This is a genomic window from Bartonella sp. AP57NXGY, assembly GCF_042195805.1.
In the GTDB taxonomy this organism is placed as follows: domain Bacteria; phylum Pseudomonadota; class Alphaproteobacteria; order Rhizobiales; family Rhizobiaceae; genus Bartonella.
The window spans coordinates 1-2,894 of sequence record NZ_JBHIOZ010000154.1; the positions used below are offsets into that span (position 1 = coordinate 1).

Sequence of the window (2,894 nt, forward strand, 5' to 3'; positions counted from 1 at the left end):
ATTCAAAACCTATAAGTAATATAAGAAAATGAATATACATAACCCTCTTTAAACAAAGCTTTTGAAAAGGATAAAGCTATCATTTTAGATTACGGTTTAATCTTTTAAAGGCAATCCAAATAAGAGTATTTAAAAGTACAAAGCCTTATTTTTAGAATAACGCATATTAGGATTGTATGTAAGCAATCTAACAAGAGAGGTATAGATTATGGTTATAAGACCTTATACCGCTTGTAAGGTTATCACACTCATTATGTGAGCATGCTTTAATAAGCTTATTCAGTTTCTCTTATTTCTAATTTTGGTAAGTTCTTAACAATCTTCATTGTTTTTAAACTTACGGTAATAACCCTTTGAAACAACTCTAATGGATAAGCAGGGTTGCCAACGGTTTCAACAGCATAGCGATTGGCATCATTCACAATACCACTCTTTTTATCAGTCTTTACACATTGACGCTCCATAACCCATTCAAGAGCGGGTTTACCATTAACGATATACTCATAAGCTTCAAGAGGAATATCTGTCATGATGATATTGCTGTTATAAAAAACAGTCGATTTATCCTTTTCCTTACTATTCCCAGAAAATTTCATTTCAGTTACGTAATAGAATTTTTCGGGATTAGAGATCTCTGTAACTTTTGGATTACCCTTTTTAAAGGTCACTGGATAAGGCTCTACAGTTTCATAATTCACGTGCAAATGACCGAGTTCACGCCCTGCTGTTACGAACTTCCAAAAGTCATCAGCACTCTTTACACACGGGATACGAGGCAGTTCTTTAGAGAGGTTATCAGCATAACGAGAGCGATAATCTTCCGAATGAAGTAGACCGTAAACATAATAGAATAGATCATCCTTAGTAATTTTTTCATTAGGATAAGCAGCTTTAAAATGTGCTAATCCTTCATCCGTAATGGCATCATGCCTCTGTAAACCAACTGTTTTACTTTCTTCTGTAGAATCCGTAAATAAATGGGATTGTTTCTCTCTTTTACTTTTTGGGACCGTACTATCTTCATAAATATAGCGTGGAAAGCATTGTCCATTTTCTATCACCTGAACATCGGGCAGAGCCGTAGTCATAAGCACAGAAAAGCCTCCCATTGCTCCTATGCCTGTAACTTGTATGATTTTATTTTCAACCGCTTTCTCCATTGGGAATATACGCGGCGTTTGGTAAACTCTCTCATTGAAAGTACGATTATAATAAAGCCACTGTCGTGTAAAAGGGCGATATAAACTTTGCATGAGGCATGCATCTTCGAATTTAAGAATTTTTCCTCTTACCAATTCTTGTTTAACATTATGGCTCCAGCTAATCTTGCTCTCATCTGCATTGATGAAATTGTTTACAGCATTTGCACGTATTTTATGATCAGCATGTGGATAGGCATCATTAAAACGTTCTACTTCGCTATTATAGAAAGTAATCATATTATGCATATTATTTTCTAAAATCTTATAGCTTGAGTTATATGCCCAAGCATCACGGTTTGTTTTTAGACCACAGGAATAAATTTTAAAGAGCTTTTTATCATGTCCTTTTTTAACACCTATAGCTAAAAATTTTTTAAAACTGTCATCACGTTGCTTTATCCAATCCCCATGCTTATCCGGTGTAATTATTTGCCAACCTTGTTTACTCCGTGTAATACCATCAATGCTTCCAAGGGATTCAATCATTGTAAGCTTTTCTTGCCTCGTGAGATAGTCTCCAATATTACGAAAATATATCTTACCACGCTGTTGTGCATTTGGATTTTTTACGAGAATGGAAATCGCTATAGGGGCTCGAGATCCAGAACCAAAAATTTTACCACCTTCTTTTCGAGAAAGTTCTCCAGAAGTTCGTTGGTTACCCCGTAAATGGAAAATATAAAGGCTGCTAAATTCCTCAACGAGGCACTTTCGTAGACTGTCCGTAGAACTTCCATTAATAAAACCGGCATTTGTGACAAATCCGATTATCCCAGCATTATCAATACGGTCACTTGCCCAGCGAATAGCACGAATATAGCTATCATAAATTGCTTGCATATTGGTTGCTTTTGAATGAGCAGCATAAGTTTCACTAATACGTTTATCTAAAATCGGATAGGGTGTGTTTTTTGCATTATCGTTTTCGTTTTTTTGCTTTGTTGAATAAGGAGGATTGCCGAAGATAACTTCAATATTGAGGTTTTTCTGAAGTTCTAAATATTCACTGTTTTTCTCTAGTAAACCTCTCATCAGATCTTGTTTTTCAAGCATCCGGAATGTATCGGTTAAACCAATATGTTTGAAAGGAATATACTCACCTTTCATCAAACTATGATAAGTCGATTCAATATTAATCGCTGCTATGTAATAAGCAAGCAAGACAATCTCATTGGCATGGATATCATGACGGAATTTGTATTCCATATCCTCTGGTTTTATGAGATTTGATTGTAAAAGCCTTGTGATAAAGGTCCCCGTTCCAGTGAAAGGGTCAAGAATAGAGACATCCCGTGATCCCAAGCTTTTTCCAAACTCATTACGCAACACATCATCAACAGAATGAATGATAAAATCGACAACCTCAACGGGGGTATAAACAATGCCAAGCCTATCCGTTGTCTTCTTAAAAGCTTTGGTAAAAAAATCTTCGTAAAGTTTGATAATAAGATTTTGTCTTGCCTGTGGTTCGGTAATGCCAGAGGCACGGAACTTTACGCTGCCATAAAACTCTTGTAATTCTTTGGATTCTTCCTCAATATTGGTTTTATCGAGTTCTGTTAAGATTTTTTCCATTGCTTGCGAAATGGCATTGTTTTGTACAAATTCATTGCCCTCAAACAAGGCTTCAAACACGGGACGCGTCACAAGATGTTGCGCTAACATCTCAATCGCTTCTTCTTGCTTTATCTC

1 protein-coding gene is annotated in these 2,894 nt (G+C 36.0%); it reads right to left on the bottom strand.

Features of this window, described 5'->3' with window-relative positions; all coding sequences use genetic code 11:
• Positions 1–275 precede the first annotated feature (275 nt).
• The coding region (locus ACFIL8_RS08850) for a type ISP restriction/modification enzyme (protein WP_375689485.1) at positions 276–2,894 on the bottom strand (2,619 nt) is incomplete at its 5' end.